Origin of the sequence: Lacticaseibacillus salsurae (assembly GCF_045862175.1) — a bacterium.
Classification (GTDB): Bacteria; Bacillota; Bacilli; order Lactobacillales; family Lactobacillaceae; genus Lacticaseibacillus; species Lacticaseibacillus salsurae.
The window spans coordinates 1-14147 of sequence record NZ_BAAFZI010000017.1 but is presented as its reverse complement, the minus strand read 5'-3'; the positions used below and the strand labels follow the sequence as shown (position 1 = coordinate 14147).

At 49.7% G+C, this 14147-nt stretch carries 13 protein-coding genes and 1 tRNA gene; 11 read left to right on the top strand and 3 right to left on the bottom strand.

What is annotated here, in order from left to right; translation table 11 throughout:
- Positions 1 to 36 precede the first annotated feature (36 nt).
- Positions 37 to 2547, bottom strand: coding sequence for an excinuclease ABC subunit UvrA (locus ACKTSG_RS06810; protein WP_407893222.1), 2511 nt, complete (start codon positions 2545 to 2547; stop codon positions 37 to 39).
- A 33-nt stretch (positions 2548 to 2580) separates the two neighbouring features.
- Here ACKTSG_RS06810 and ACKTSG_RS06805 point away from each other — a divergent pair, with 33 nt between their 5' ends.
- From ACKTSG_RS06805 to ACKTSG_RS06790, 4 genes are all read left to right on the top strand, one after another.
- Positions 2581 to 3297 carry a nitroreductase family protein gene (locus tag ACKTSG_RS06805; protein WP_056963627.1) on the top strand — a complete coding sequence of 239 codons (717 nt, stop codon included), beginning with the start codon at positions 2581 to 2583 and terminating at the stop codon, positions 3295 to 3297.
- Positions 3298 to 3318: 21 nt separating this feature from the next.
- A complete protein-coding gene (locus tag ACKTSG_RS06800; protein ID WP_054715647.1) occupies positions 3319 to 3960 on the top strand; it encodes an HD domain-containing protein in 642 nt (213 codons plus the stop codon).
- 53 nt (positions 3961 to 4013) lie between these two features.
- Positions 4014 to 4086: transfer RNA gene (locus ACKTSG_RS06795), tRNA-Thr, on the top strand.
- A 57-nt stretch (positions 4087 to 4143) separates the two neighbouring features.
- Positions 4144 to 4815 carry a CPBP family intramembrane glutamic endopeptidase gene (locus ACKTSG_RS06790; protein WP_056963629.1) on the top strand — a complete coding sequence of 224 codons (672 nt, stop codon included), beginning with the start codon at positions 4144 to 4146 and terminating at the stop codon, positions 4813 to 4815.
- 45 nt (positions 4816 to 4860) lie between these two features.
- On the opposite strand, the gene helD is transcribed toward ACKTSG_RS06790, so the two are convergent.
- The gene (gene helD, locus ACKTSG_RS06785) at positions 4861 to 7137 is read right to left on the bottom strand and encodes an RNA polymerase recycling motor HelD (RefSeq protein ID WP_407893219.1); all 2277 of its coding nucleotides are present in this window, start codon (positions 7135 to 7137) and stop codon (positions 4861 to 4863) included.
- Between the two features lie 197 nt (positions 7138 to 7334).
- Between helD and ACKTSG_RS06780 the strand changes: the two genes are divergently transcribed.
- The 7 genes from ACKTSG_RS06780 (at position 7335) to ACKTSG_RS06750 (ending at position 13758) form a co-directional block, all read left to right on the top strand.
- On the top strand, positions 7335 to 8864 hold the full coding sequence (locus ACKTSG_RS06780) for an ABC transporter permease/substrate-binding protein (RefSeq protein ID WP_407893217.1): 1530 nt from the start codon (positions 7335 to 7337) through the stop codon (positions 8862 to 8864).
- Complete coding sequence (locus ACKTSG_RS06775; RefSeq protein ID WP_056963634.1) at positions 8861 to 9799, top strand: ABC transporter ATP-binding protein; 939 nt, start codon at positions 8861 to 8863, stop codon at positions 9797 to 9799. Before ACKTSG_RS06780 ends, ACKTSG_RS06775 begins: the two co-directional genes overlap by 4 nt.
- A 37-nt stretch (positions 9800 to 9836) precedes the next feature.
- Entirely contained in the window at positions 9837 to 11159 is a 1323-nt protein-coding gene (locus ACKTSG_RS06770) for a dihydrolipoyl dehydrogenase family protein (protein WP_407893215.1), read from the top strand.
- Between the two features lie 12 nt (positions 11160 to 11171).
- Positions 11172 to 11357, top strand: a complete 186-nt coding sequence (locus ACKTSG_RS06765) for a hypothetical protein (RefSeq protein WP_054715672.1) — start codon at positions 11172 to 11174, stop codon at positions 11355 to 11357.
- Between the two features lie 462 nt (positions 11358 to 11819).
- A complete protein-coding gene (locus ACKTSG_RS06760; protein WP_407893213.1) occupies positions 11820 to 12608 on the top strand; it encodes an amino acid ABC transporter permease in 789 nt (262 codons plus the stop codon).
- Positions 12605 to 13360, top strand: coding sequence for an amino acid ABC transporter ATP-binding protein (locus tag ACKTSG_RS06755; RefSeq protein ID WP_407893211.1), 756 nt, complete (start codon positions 12605 to 12607; stop codon positions 13358 to 13360). Before ACKTSG_RS06760 ends, ACKTSG_RS06755 begins: the two co-directional genes overlap by 4 nt.
- Before the next feature lie 26 nt (positions 13361 to 13386).
- Positions 13387 to 13758 (top strand): transporter substrate-binding domain-containing protein, encoded by a 372-nt coding sequence (locus ACKTSG_RS06750; protein WP_407893209.1) that lies wholly within the window; start codon positions 13387 to 13389, stop codon positions 13756 to 13758.
- 136 nt (positions 13759 to 13894) lie between these two features.
- On the opposite strand, the gene ACKTSG_RS06745 is transcribed toward ACKTSG_RS06750, so the two are convergent.
- Positions 13895 to 14147, bottom strand: a 253-nt coding sequence (locus ACKTSG_RS06745) for a transposase (protein ID WP_407891817.1), incomplete at its 5' end; no start/stop codon positions are given.

Sequence of the window (14147 nt, the reverse complement as noted above, 5' to 3'; positions counted from 1 at the left end):
GCAAAAAGCCGCCGTGATGCGCTCACGACGACTTTTTTAATGTTGAAAATGGGTTAGATGTTGATGCAAAAACTTGGCGGTATGCCCATCACCGCTTGCCACTTGCTCAGGGGTGCCTTGGGCGACGAGTTTGCCACCAAAATCCCCGCCTTCTGGCCCCACATCAAACAAATAATCGGCATTGGCGATCATATCTAAGTCGTGTTCGATCGCCAGCACCGTAGCGCCTTGGTCGATCAAGCGCTGAAAGACTTGCAGAAGCACTTGCACATCTAGGGGATGCAAGCCCACGCTTGGTTCATCAAACACAAACAAAGTGCCGCGCTGGCTGCGCCGCAAATGGCTGGTCAACCGCAAGCGCTGGGCTTCACCACCAGATAACGAAGGCGTGCTTTCGCCTAATTGCAAATAGCCCAGTCCCATATCATGCAAGGTCTGCAAGGTTTGGGCGATCGCTGGTTGGTCAGCAAAGAATTGTTGCGCGTCATCCACAGATTGCGCCAAACATTCGGCGATATTTTTGCCATGCCACTTGATTTTCAACATTGCCGGATCGTAGCGTTGGCCATGGCAAGTGGGACAAATTTCTTGCATGTCAGGTAAGTATTGAATGTCCAAGTTGATCTGCCCAGTGCCGCCACAAGTGGGACAAGCGCCAAGCTTGACGTTATATGAAAAGTTGCTGGCGGTGTAGCCCGCGGTTTGGCTTTGTGGCAAGGCGGCAAACAGGCTGCGCAAGTGATCCAAAATGTCCGTATAAGTGGCGACTGTTGAGCGAACATTTTTGCCGACAGGTGTGGCATCGATGGCGACGACCCGCTTAATGCCACCAGTTTGAATGTCCGACACAAAACTTGGCGCTGGCTGTTTCTTGGTGGCGGTCAAGGCCGGGACTAAAGCATCTAGGACTAGCGTTGACTTCCCAGCGCCAGAAAATCCTGACACCACTGAAAACTGATTGATCGGGAAACTGGCGGTGAGGTTGTGCAAATTAAAACGATCGGTGACAGTGACGCCAAAATATTTCTTCGCTGGTTGCGGAACGGGTCTCACCCGCAAAGTTGCCGAGCCATTGAGAAAAGGTGCGATCAAGGAATCGTCAGCTTGAGAAATTTCTGCCGGTGTCCCAAGATTCAACAAGCGACCACCAGCCTTCCCAGCTTCAGGCCCGATTTCTAAAACCGTGTCGGCAGCTTCAATGATCGCCGTATCGTGATCGACGACGACCACAGAATTACCTTGAGCGACTAGTGCTCGCATCACTTCGATCAACCCTTCAACATTGGCGGGGTGTAAGCCGATGCTAGGTTCATCTAAGACGTATAACACGCCGGTGGTTTGCGTGCGTAAAGTGCGCGCCAGCTGGATCCGTTGCAGTTCACCAGTCGACAAGGTGCTCCCAGCGCGACTCAAGGCCAAGTAACTCAAGCCTAAATCAAGCAATGGCTTTAAGATCTGATCGAGTTCCCGCAAAATGTCATGGGCGAGTGGTTGCATATCATCAGGTAACCATGCTTGGATCTTTGGCAAAAAATCATGGAGTTCACTGAGCGTTAAATCAGAAACTTCAGCGATGTTTTTGCCGACGATTTTTTGCGTGAGCAGCTTTTGATCAAAACGAGAGCCGTGGCATACCGGACATACGCCGAATTCATAGAAGCGGTTCAAGCGTTGGATCGCGCGTTCGTTGGTGGTAGTGGCCATGGAATCCAGCACCGCATTATACGCATTTTCATAAACGGCATTGTCCATGTGGAAAATCTTGCCGGTTTTAGATGGGATGTTGATGGCGTAAGTGCGCTTGGGACCATGCCATACCATGTCTTGTTGATCTTGAGGCAGCTGGTTGAATGGCGTATCGATGTCGACGCCAGCATATTGCGCGACGATTTGCATGAAGTTGCGCCCTGGCAAGCGCCAAGAAGCCACGGCGCCTTCGCGAATGGTTTTGGTGGGATCTGGGATCAAGCGCGATACCGCTAAAGTCTTCGCCACACCGGTACCATTGCATTCAGGGCAAGCGCCAACGGAATTAAAGGCGAAACTTTCAGCGCCAAACAAGCGTACAGAAGCACCGCATTCGGGACATGTCAAAGTGGCTTTTTCGCCTTGGGTGTCCATTAAATGCGCAATTTCAATGGTCGGCGGGATCTGGTGGCCATTTGGACATTGCGGCGAACCTAATCTTGAAAACATTAAGCGCACCACATTCAGCGCTTCAGTGGTGGTGCCGACTGTACTGCGCACACCAGGGACGACTGGGCGTTGGCGCAAGGCGATGGCACTGGGGATGTGTTCAACTTTATCGACTTGCGCGTGGCCGACTTGCCCTAAGCGTCGGCGGGTGTAAGTGGACAACGCTGAAACATAACGGCGCATGCCTTCTGCGTACAACACGCCCATCGCGAGGCTTGACTTACCAGAGCCTGAGCGGCCAGTGATGGCGACCAGTTGATGCAAGGGGATGTCGACGTTTAAGCTTTTTAAGTTATTCGCTCTGGCGCCGCGCACCACAATGTGAGTCGGAATCGTGTTATCATGAAACATATTAAAAACCTTCTTTGAAATGGAGTGACCTTTTTGGATCAAAATGCTTTGGCGCATCGCAGTATTCGCAAATTTAAAGCTGAACCGATCAACTGGCAAAGCTTGGTGGCAACAGCGCAAGCGACCAGTTCTAGTGAATTCTTACAATCGTTTAGTTTGATTCGCGTGACTGACGCCAAGTTGCGCCAAGCGATCCAAAATATTTCGACCAGCCCATGCATTACCGGCAATGGTGAATTATTTATTTTCGTGGTGGACACGGCGCGTGATATTGCGCAAACACCTCAACAGGCAGATATTGCGCACTTCACCAACTGGAATGCTTTTTTAGCCGGCTGCTTTGATGCGACGCTGGCGGCCCAAAACATGTTGAGCACGGCTGAACATAGCGGCTTAGGTGGCGTGATGCTGGGGAGTATTTTGAACGACCCAGCGCAAATGATCCAGTTATTGCACTTGCCGAAGTACACTTTCCCATTGTTAGGGTTGATGATCGGCGTACCGGATCAAACCACTGAGTTGAAACCGCGCTTGCCACAAGCGGCAGTGCTAGGCGAGAATACATATCCCGGGCGCGTTGATTTATCAAGCTATGATGCGCAAGTCACTGATTATTACGCCCATCGGACAACAGGGGCGCGCGTGGAATCTTTCACCAGCTTGATCGAAAAGCACTTATCAGCTGATCAACATCATCGGGATGACATTGGCACAATTTTAAAGGCTCAAGGGTTCAACTTACCCCAATAGTGTAACGAATTCGAGGTTAAAATGAAAATTTCCACTTTAACGGCTTACGCTGATGCGGTGGCCCAACATGATTCCAGCGGCCATGCCGCCGATCATATCAAACGCGTGGTAGCCACCGCGCGGCAATTATTAAAACAAACACCGCAAGCGGATGCCGACATCACTTTGGCGGCCGCAACACTACATGACACCTACGACGATAAACTCGTGGCTGATGTGATGGCAGCCAAAGCTCAAACGGCTTCCGAGTTGGTCAAAGCCGGCGCCAGCACCCAACAGCAACAAGCGATTTTTGAAATCATCGATCATATGAGCTATAAAGCGAATTTAGCGCATCACTTTGAATTAAGTCTGGAAGGCCAACTGGTGCAAGATGCTGATCGCTTAGATGCCATCGGGGCCATTGGCATTGCGCGGACCTTTATGTATGGTGGTGCGCATGGCAGTATGATGTATGATCCAGCGATCCCACCGCGTACGACACTCACTGCCACGCAATATCGCCAAACGCCAAGCCCGGTGTTGAATCATTTTGAAGAGAAGTTGTTTAAACTCGCCGGTCAAATGAATACCCCAGCCGCTAAAACCTTAGCTCAAGCGCGGACGCAAGTGATGCATGATTTTGTGGATGAGTTCTTAGCGGAGTATCAAGGCCGGCGCTGAAAAAGTTGCAGGTGCCTAGACGACTATTGTATATTGGATAGGCAGTTGTTGACGCCGCCTTAGCTCAGAAGGTAGAGCGCAGCCGTGGTAAGGCTGAGGTCGCTGGTTCAAATCCAGTAGACGGCAGCGAGAGCCTTCCGCATTGGGAAGGCTTTTTTGTTATTTTAAATAGGAGGCGACGCATTGAATATTTGGAAAGTGATCCGGCGTTGTGCAGGCGTGGTTGTGCTGTTTGGCTTGTACATGATCGCAGAAATGATCGTGATGATCCCAACCATTGCCACGAAAGGCAAAGCCAGCACGGGATTAGTCGCCTTGGTATTTGCCATTGTCTTTGGCAGTTTGATCTATTTGCTGGCCACCACGTATCAGTATTACTTAAAGCGCGACCCGGAAGGCTTTGGCCCGCATGCGCCAACGCGAGAGACTTGGCAGTTCATGGGTAAAATGGTGTTGACCTTAGCCTTGATTCAAGGGTTCAGCGGTATCGCCATCAGCTTACATTGGACGGCAGAATCACAAAACCAAGATGCTTTAATGCAAGTCTTACAACAAGCGCCGCTGACCATGGTATTGATTGCAGTGGTCGGGGCGCCGCCGGTTGAAGAACTGCTATTTCGCGGTTTGCTGATGCACAGCTTTGGGTCACTGAAAGATAAACGCCGCTTATGGGCAGTTTCGATCATTTCCAGTGTCGTGTTTGGTTTGATGCATGCGGGACCGAGTGAGCCTTTGAATATGTTAGTTTACATTGCGATGGGCGCAGTCTTCACAATGACTTATGTCAAAACCAAAGACATTCGCTACAGCATTGCGCTGCATTTTCTCAATAACTTCATCGCCTTAATGTTGTAACGCAAAAGGCGCTGACTCGATTCGACTGAGTCAGCGCCTTTTGAGTTAAACCGGTAATTTCAATGGTTGGTAAAGTTCTTCGGGTAAGGCTGTGATCAAGGGGCTTGGTTGATCGATGCCCAATAAGATCAACTGATGCAAAGCGCGAGTGCACAAGGTATACAACACATCGCGCATCGCTTCAGTGGCATAAGTGTCAGCTGAAACATCCCAGCCGATCACTGCATCAAACTCCAACCCTTTGGCCAAGTACACCGGCATGATCAAACAACCCGTGTGCAAGTGGTGATCTTGTGGCGTGAGTAAGTGCGTTGGGGTGTCGATTTTAAGCGTGGTGTAAAGCTGTTCAGCAGCGGCGCGGTTCTTGGTTAAAATGGCCACCGTATGATTACTGCGCAATAAGGTATTGGCGAGTTTGGTGACACCAGCCATTGCTTGATCTTGTGGTAAACACAAGACTTGCGGTTTTTCACCATCGCGGTTGAAGGCTAAGATATGGTCGCTTTCAGGCAACAGTGCTTTGCCGAAGTTGGTGATCGGCTGCGTCGAGCGATAGGATTTGTTCAACGAGATCTGATCGATGCGCATCCCTTTGAACACTTGCTTCAAGCTGTCAAAATAAGGACTGGCTTGGTAGTTGCTGGTGAACACATCTTGTTTGGCATCGCCTAACAGCGTCAGCTTGGCTTTAGGAAAGGCATGATGCAAATATTTGAGCTGGGCCATGGTGTAGTCTTGCATTTCATCAACGAACACATATTGGATCTGATGGTTTTGTCCAGAACCGGCGATCGCATCGCGCAAATATAAAATCGGCGCGGCATCTTCTAGGCGCAAGTGATGAGCTTCCAAATCGTCTGCGACCGCCTGGCTCATGGTGGCCCACACGTCAGCGTCAACAGCTGGCACTTGGACCGTGGCTAAAAAGTGTTGATATTCTTGATACTCATCCAAGAAGTAGTCGTTATAAATCGCGTCATATACTGGGGCGAAGGCTTTTCTCACCACAGCTTCAGCTAAGAATTGCGCTTCGTCATCGCCAGATTCAAATTCACGTCCTGCTAACAATTGGCGCGTGGTTTCATCAGACATGAGTTCCAACTGAGTTTGTACCCAATCGTCATAAACCGCCAGGCGGATGCGGGTGTGCAGGCGTTTGATCAATGCATTTTTGGTGTCGAGGAATTTGTTGGCGGCAGTGGCGCGTGCAGGTTGGGCGGCGTAGATTTTTTGAATGGTGCTGGCTTTGAAGAAGACTTCGCCGTTCAACATGATGTCGATAAAGGCGGGAACGTGTCCTGGGGTATCGACAAAGCGTTGAATTTCATCCAAGTAATCTGCCGCTTCTTTATAGCGGCGGATCTTTTTGGTGGTTTCTGGCAAGTTCACTTGATCTTGTTCAAAACGTTCAAATAACGTTTGGACATGTAACCCAGCAAAACGCTTGGCGAAAAATTCATACATCGTGGCTTGGCGCATGTTCTTTTCGCCAAGCGATGGCAAAACTTCAGAAATGTAATTGGCAAACAGTTGGTTCGGGGAGAATAACACCATTTGATCAGCGTCTAACGTGGTGCGCGCGTGATACAGCAAGTAAGCCACGCGCTGCAGTACCGCAGAGGTTTTCCCAGAGCCGGCAACGCCTTGGACTACTAAGACATCCGCTTTGGTGTTTCTGATGATGTCGTTTTGTTCTTGTTGAATGGTGGCGACAATGTTTTGCATGTAGTCGTCTGATTGCGCCCCAAGCACCGCTTGCAGAATTTCATCGCCAACGGTTTCTGAAGTATCAAACATGTTGGTGATCACGCCTTGTTGGATCATGAACTGGCGCTTTTTGGTGAGATCGACTTGGCGTTCACCAACTGGGGTGGCGTAAGTCACTGGCCCCAGCGTCCCGTTGTAATAAACCGAGGCGATCGGGGCGCGCCAGTCGTAGATCAAAAACTGGTTATCATCGTCTTGAAAGGTGCCAGTGCCGATATACAAGGTATCTGGGCCATCGACATCTTGAATATCGATGCGGCCAAAATAGGGATTTGAGACTAACCGCTTTAAGCGGGTTTGTTCGTGTTCGAGGATGGTTTCATTTTCCACCGCGCGGGCGACCATCATTTTTTGTTGTTGGACGGCGGCATTGGTTTCCATGCGGTCATCGATTTCAGTGATGTTGACTTTGGTGGCATCGCCATAACTTTGTTCGATGCGTTGGGTATCTTCATGGGCTTCTTTTAATTGCCTGGCGATGATGTCGAGGCGGCGGTGTAATTTAGCTAACACCTGCGTGACGAGGGTTTGTTCTTGTGCTTGAGTTGACGACATGCAGCGAGCCTCCTAAGGTGATTTGCGGGAAAAATTCGGGATTTGTTACACTAGAGGTAACAAATTGGTCTATCTAGTTTATTGCATGTCACGCATTTGTGCAAGTGACGTGCTGTGAAATAGTAAGCAACCTGTCAAAAAATATGTTAAACTGGGTGATATTTAAAGTCGGAAACAATGGGCGTATGGAGGACGACATGAGCAATTTATGGCAAACATTTTTAGAGCGTCGCGGTGATTTGCTTGTGGCGTTAGGCCAACATATCCAAATCTCATTAGTGGCTTTGGTGATCGCAGTGGTGATTGCCTTACCACTGGCGGTATTTTCGCTGGGGCATAAGCGCTTGGCCAATGTGTTGTTGCAACTGACTGGGATCTTGCAAACCATTCCGTCATTAGCATTGTTGGGCTTGTTGATTCCTCTTGTCGGCATCGGCACCACGCCTGCCATTATTGCGCTGGTGGTGTACGCCTTATTGCCGATTTTCCAAAACACATATGTCGGGTTATCAGAAATCGATCCCGCCTATGAAGAAGCTGCTGAAGCATTTGGCATGACCCGGTTTCAAAAATTACGCAAGGTGGAGTTGCCCCTCGCGATGCCTGTGATCATGGGCGGGATCCGCACCGCCACAGTGTTGATCATCGGCACGGCCACTTTAGCCGCGTTGATCGGCGGCGGTGGTCTTGGGACCTTTATCATGTCTGGGATCAACCGCAACGATACGACCTTAACGTTACTTGGGGCGATTGCTTCGGCGGCGTTGGCTTTAGTCTTTTCGGCAGGCTTGGCGTTAGTGCAAAAGATCCGTTTTCGCTGGGTGGCAACGGGACTGGTTGCATTAGGCGTCATCGGTGGCGGGGTTTGGGGGTATCAAGCCTTGAAACCACAACCGGAAACCATCACCATTGCCGGCAAACTTGGCAGTGAACCAGAAGTGCTCATTAATATGTACAAATTACTGATCGAAGATGGTTCAGACAACGTCGACGTGGTGTTGAAACCTAACTTCGGGCAAACCAGCTTTTTATTCGACGCTTTAAAGTCGGGCAAAATTGATTTGTATCCAGAATTTACCGGCACGGTGGTCACCAGCTTAGTGAAACCCTCGGCCAAACAAACGGCTGAAATCAAGCAAGGCGCTGATTCTTATCCCATTGCCAATGCCTTGTTGAAAAAACAAGGGCTCACGCTGCTTTCGCCGATGAAATACAACAACACTTATGCCTTGGTGGTGCGACAAAGTACGGCGAAGCGCTATGGCTTAAAAACCATCGCGGATCTCAATAAATTGCCTAATGCCACCGCTGGCTTCGACTTGGAATTCTCTGGCCGAGCTGATGGTTATGCCGGGATCAAACAACAATATGGCTTGAACTTAAAGGTGAACTCATTGGACGCCTCGCTGCGTTATCAAGCTTTGTCGCAAGATCATGTGGACGTCACTGATGGGTATTCGACGGATTCCCAAATTGCCCAATACAAACTATTGGCGCTGCAAGATCCTAAGCACGTTTTTGCCACTTATCGCGGCGCGCCGATGATGAAAGCCAGCTGGGCGAAACAACATCCTGCCATCGTCAAGCGGTTGAATCGACTCGCAGGTAAAATCACCGAAACGGATATGCAGCAGATGAACTACGATGTGAACGTGAAGAAACAGTCGGCGGCCAGCGTTGCCAAGCGTTATTTGACCACGCATCATTTATTGGAGGCGAAACAATGAGTGAATTAATTGCCTTTGACCACGTCACCAAAACCTATGCCGCAGGCGACGCCGTCCAAGATCTCAACCTCAAAGTCCATACCGGGGAGTTATTTGTCTTAGTGGGCGAATCTGGCAGTGGCAAAACCACCACGTTAAAAATGATCAACCGTCTGATCGAACCGACTACTGGGTCGATCCAATTTAAAGGTCAAGATATCACCATTTATCCGCTTCGGGAATTGCGCTGGCAAATCGGCTATGTCCTTCAACAAATCGCCTTGTTTCCTAATATGACTGTGGGCCAAAATATCGCTTTGATTCCAGAACTGCGGCATATGCCCAAAAACCAAGTGATTAAGCGCGTCGACGAACTATTAGATTCGGTCGGCTTGCCGCCTGCTCAATACCGCGACCGTTTGCCCAAAGCCTTATCTGGTGGGGAACAACAGCGCGTCGGCATTTTGCGGGCGTTTGCCAATAAGCCGCCAGTGGTCTTAATGGATGAACCTTTTTCTGCGCTTGACCCCTTGTCACGCAATCAGTTGCAGGAGTTGGTGTTGGATCTGCATCAGCGCTTGAACATGACCATCGTGTTTGTGACGCATGATATGAATGAAGCGATGCGTTTAGGCGATCGCATCGCGGTGATGCGCGATGGGCAAGTCGTCCAATGTGACACCCCACAAGCCATTGCCAAAAATCCAGCCACGGCATGGGTCGCTGACTTTTTTGCCGGAACCAAAGCCCGGTTAATGGAAACACCGATTCATAAGCTCCAAAGTTTTGCCACGCCAGCAACCGCCTCAGCCAGTGAGTTGACGGCTTCAGATACCTTATTGAAAACGATCATGCCTGCGATTGCCAAAGGGAAAAAAGTGACATTTCAAACAGATTCGGGTAAGTTTAAACTAGATGCGCAAGCGGTGTTGAATTTCTTAGCCGCCAACGCCTGAACAGTCGCCGATTTTTTAAGAAAGGTGAGGATGTTGCATGAATCATTATGATGTGATCATTATCGGTGCCGGACCTGCCGGCGTCGCTGCCGCCAGTGCTTTGGCTGACCACAAGCGCGTGATGGTATTTGAGCGCGACTTGTGGGGTGGCACTTGTCCTAACCGCGGATGCGACCCGAAGAAAATGCTTTATCGCGCCGCAGAACTCAAAACAGCCACCCGAGATATGCAACCAGCTGGGGTGCGCGGTGAGTTGACCATCAACTGGCCGGAACTAATGGCACACAAGCGCAGTTATACCAGTACGGTACCTGGTGGCACGCTGACGGGTTTACATGCAGCAGGGGTGAATACCCGGCACGGTGAATTGGAGTTTTTCAATCGCCATACCGTGGCGCTGGCTGGAGACTTATTTGATGCCGATGACATCATCATTGCCACTGGCCGCAAGCCAGCCAAACCAGATATTCCTGGCGCGGAATTACTTAAAACTTCTAATGAATTTTTAGATTTGGATCAATTGCCGCAACGCATCGCCTTTATCGGAGCAGGTTACGTTTCCGTGGAGCTGGCCAACATTGCAGCGGCAGCAGGGGCTGACGTGCATATCATCAACCGCTCTGAAACCATTTTGCGCGGGTGGGATGAACGCGCGACTGCGACGCTGAAGCAAGCAATGACGAATGTGCATATTCACTGGCATGATAACATTCACCTTGAAAGTGTCGCCAAGTCAGACCAAGGCGTTTGGCTACACGGCGAAGATGGTTTCAGCTTAAATGTGAATGCGGCATTTGCGGCCACTGGACGCTCAGCGGACCTCGGCATCGATTTAGCGCCGATCGGTTTGGAAATGACCGCCAAAGGGTTGCCAGTCAATGAATTCATGCAAACCAAGATCCCGCACATTTATGCCATCGGCGATGCCGTGGACAAAACCCAACCGAAACTCACCCCAGTGGCCAGCTTTGAAGGCCGCTATGTGGCCAAGCATTTGTTAGGGATGAGTGAACCGATCGCATATCCCGTGATTCCAGAAATTGTCTTTGGCACCACTGAGATTGCGCGCGTCGGGGTTGATTTGCAAACCGCTAAAGCAGATCCTGACCGCTATCAAGTATTAGACCAGGATGTTTCCAATTGGTATACCTACCATCGCACCTTAGATCACACAGCTCGGGTGGCCACCATCAGGGATCGTCAGACGCAGTTGTTAGTTGGTGCGCTAGTGGTCGGCGACCATGCCGAAGAATTGATCAACCAATTCACGTTGCTGATTCAACAACACCAAGCGTTTGATCCACAACAAGTCTTGTTTGCTTATCCAAGTGCTTCAAGTGATTTGTCATATTTACTTTAAAAGGAGTTTCACATGTCTGCATTTACTTCCATTTTGTTGATCTCAGCCGTGATTTTAGCGGTGATTTTTGGATTTATTTTTGCCATCGGCCGCAAATTCAAAGGGGAAAATGCCGGTTTTGGCAAAGCCATGATGATCGTCGGCGTTATTGGTATGGTGGTTTGCGTGATCGCAGCGATTATCGTTGCAATGGCCTAATTTCCAACGCATTAGGCCATTGTGTCAAGTTTTTTTCGCATCACGCTTGACAAGGACGCGTCGTGGGTTTAAATTGTTCACAACAGTAAATGACAGACGGATGAGTAATTCATTACCAAATTCTCAGAGAGGCCGCGCCTGGTGAAAGCGACTAAGGCGGTGTGAATGAATATGGTCCGCAATCAGTCAGTGTCGGTGAGGGAAATCAAGCCAACGCCGGGTGCGCCCGTTAACGCGACAGGGATTCTTGCTTGCAACGATCCCCTTGAGGGTAGTTTTTAGACTACCGAAAACGAGTGGTACCGCGCTGACTGCGCCTCGTAGCTATATGCTACGAGGCGTTTTTTTGTGGTCAAAAGGAGCTTTTATGAAAATTTACTTAGTGTTATTGCTGGGCCTTGGTGTAAGGAGCAGCCGAATGTGTTCATGATTGGTCTGATACGAATTTAAGGAGGAAAAATTATGCCTAAACTGATTGATTTCAAACTGATTCTCACCAATATCCCGGACTTATTACAGTATCTGCCGATCACTTTAGGCATTGTGCTGTTATCGATGGTCGTGGGGCTGGTCTTAGCCTTGGGCATCGCCTTGGTGCGCTTGCACAAAATCCCAGTGCTCAATCAAATCTTCACCGTCTTGGTCTCCTTTGTCCGCGGGACGCCGCTACTGGTGCAGCTGTACTTGTCCTACTACGGTGTGCCGATCGCATTGCGGTATTGGAACTACTACAATCACACGAATTTCAATATTAACCATGTGCCTGCGTTCTTGTTTGTCTTCGTAGCCTTTGCCATCAACGAAGCGGCCTACAACTCAGAAAACATTCGTGGGGCGCTGCTTTCCGTGGATGCTGGTGAAATCGAAGCGGCTGAAACCTTAGGCATGACGGGCTGGCAGATCCTGCGGCGCATCACCATTCCAGAAGCTTTGGTGGTGGCCTTGCCGACGTTGGGCAATCAGTTCATCAGCTTGATCAAAGGCACGTCGTTAGCCTTTGTCGCCGGCGTGATCGAAATGACTGCTGAAGGGCAGATCACCGCTGGGCGCACCTTCCGCTACTTTGAAGTGTACCTGTCCTTGGCCATTATCTACTGGGCCTTGACTGTGATCACTGAAATCTTGATTCGCTTAATTGAAAAGCGCATCAATCGCTTCCGGGTGGCGCAACACTTAGTGGAAACGCCAGCGCCGACTGAAACGCCGATTGTAGGCGCACAAGTGCTTGCCAGCAAGGAGGTCCGCTCATGATTACGATCGAACATTTAGCGAAAAAATTTGATGACCATCAAATTTTTTCAGACATTAATTTAGAAATTCAAACCGGTGAAATCATCGGCATTATCGGACCCAGCGGCTCAGGTAAATCCACACTGCTGCGGTGCTTGAACTTACTGGAAACCCCAGATGCTGGCACCATCACCATTGATGATCAACAAATCGTCGCACCACACATCACCAAAGCCCAGCGTCTGAAGTTTCGCCAAGCCTCGACGATGGTGTTTCAACAATTCAACTTATTTCGCCAGAAGAACGCCTGGGAGAATGTAGCAGAAGGCTTGATCACCGTCAAGAAGATCCCGAAGGACGAAGCCAAAGCCCGGGCGTTGCAAGAATTAGACCGCGTCGGCTTAGCGCCTTATGCCAACTTTTATCCCGAACAACTATCCGGCGGGCAAAAGCAGCGCGTCGCCATTGCCCGCAGCTTAGCCACTGATGCCAAGTTATTGTTGCTCGATGAGCCGACGTCGGCGTTAGATTTGGAGCTAGTCGGTGAAGTCTTACAAACCTTAAAACAAGTGGTGCTCGACCATCCTGATTTCACTGTGATTTTAGTGTCACACGAATTGGGATTCGTGCAAGAAGTCGCCAGCCGGGTTTTATTCTTTGATGATGGGCGCATCCAAGAAGCTGGCACCCCAGATGAAGTCTTAGTCCACCCGCAACACGAACGCACTAAACAATTCCTAGCACGCTTTGCCACGCAAACAGTTCACAACTAAAAAACATTCCTTTGGAGGAACTCACCATGTCATTTAAAAAAATTACTATTTTATCGTTAGTCGCTGCCGGCGCCTTTGCTACTGTTGCCACCACCACTGCTGCCCCGACGCAAGCCGCCAAGAAAACCACAATCACGGCCATCACTGATGGGAACGTTGCCCCGTTTGCGGTGAAAGAAAAATCTGGGAAGCTCGACGGTTATGACGTCGACGTGTTGAAAGCAGTCGTCAAGAAACTGCCGCAATACAAACTCAAGTGGAAGATCGCCGAATATGATGCGTTGTTAGGCAATATTGATTCCGGCCGTGCTGATGTCGGGGTCAACCATTTTGGCAAAACTGCAGAACGCCAAGAAAAATACTTACCTGGATTATTCACCTCGGTATTGGGGACATGAAATCGCATCTGGCCGGTCTGAAAGCAACGTTTGGAGCGTTGCGAATACTGACTGAGCGGAGAAGTTGGTGATCGATGCACCACGAACAGACCGACCCAGTTTTCGGCTCGACGCACGACCTATTCAGTTATTCAGTTCAGGTCGCCAACTGATGGACTTCGTCCATGAGCCGACTAAACCAGTTCTTGTAAACATAGTTAGAAGCAAGATGAATCACCACACGACGGGCGTGCCAAGTAATCCTACCGGCGATGTGAAAGAGACTGAACCGTAGCGAGGAGATGGTTGAACGACGGTCTTCCGAGACAAAGAGCTGTTTAAAGAGCTGAACCAGGTTATAGGCAATACCGGTGATCAAGGCTCGTGCAGTGTTCCGTGCAAAAGTTGAG

Excerpts from the sequence above, each read along its gene's own strand:
- ACKTSG_RS06750 (WP_407893209.1), top strand. The coding sequence starts at position 13,387 with ATGTCATTTAAAAAAATTACTATTTTATCGTTAGTCGCTGCCGGCGCC.
- ACKTSG_RS06760 (WP_407893213.1), top strand. The coding sequence starts at position 11,820 with ATGCCTAAACTGATTGATTTCAAACTGATTCTCACCAATATCCCGGAC.
- ACKTSG_RS06765 (WP_054715672.1), top strand. The coding sequence starts at position 11,172 with ATGTCTGCATTTACTTCCATTTTGTTGATCTCAGCCGTGATTTTAGCG.
- ACKTSG_RS06775 (WP_056963634.1), top strand. The coding sequence starts at position 8,861 with ATGAGTGAATTAATTGCCTTTGACCACGTCACCAAAACCTATGCCGCA.
- ACKTSG_RS06755 (WP_407893211.1), top strand. The coding sequence starts at position 12,605 with ATGATTACGATCGAACATTTAGCGAAAAAATTTGATGACCATCAAATT.
- ACKTSG_RS06800 (WP_054715647.1), top strand. The coding sequence starts at position 3,319 with ATGAAAATTTCCACTTTAACGGCTTACGCTGATGCGGTGGCCCAACAT.
- helD (WP_407893219.1), bottom strand. The coding sequence starts at position 7,137 with ATGTCGTCAACTCAAGCACAAGAACAAACCCTCGTCACGCAGGTGTTA.
- ACKTSG_RS06810 (WP_407893222.1), bottom strand. The coding sequence starts at position 2,547 with ATGTTTCATGATAACACGATTCCGACTCACATTGTGGTGCGCGGCGCC.
- ACKTSG_RS06770 (WP_407893215.1), top strand. The coding sequence starts at position 9,837 with ATGAATCATTATGATGTGATCATTATCGGTGCCGGACCTGCCGGCGTC.
- ACKTSG_RS06780 (WP_407893217.1), top strand. The coding sequence starts at position 7,335 with ATGAGCAATTTATGGCAAACATTTTTAGAGCGTCGCGGTGATTTGCTT.